Here is a 258-nt window from a genome sequence, read left to right on the forward strand (position 1 = left end):
GGCCTTCGGCATGAAGACAATCGCATGGAGCCAGAACATGACTGCGGAGTCCGCGGCGAGCCATGGGGCTCAGTACGTATCGAAAGAAGAATTGCTCGCCTCCAGTGACATTCTGTCTATTCACGTTCGCCTTTCGGAGCGCACACGCAATATGATTGGTGAACACGAGCTTTCTCTGATGCAGCCTCACGCGCTGCTCGTCAACACCGCGCGCGGCCCGATCGTCAACGAGCAGGCTCTGATTGCCGCGTTGAACCG

General features: G+C 57.8%; 1 protein-coding gene. It reads left to right on the forward strand.

Annotated elements, in window-relative coordinates:
- Positions 1–258: NAD(P)-dependent oxidoreductase (locus SB753_RS38850; RefSeq protein ID WP_410805388.1), on the forward strand; the 258-nt coding region annotated here is incomplete at both ends.

The organism is Paraburkholderia sp. SIMBA_053, assembly GCF_046534895.1.
GTDB lineage: Bacteria > Pseudomonadota > Gammaproteobacteria > Burkholderiales > Burkholderiaceae > Paraburkholderia > Paraburkholderia caledonica.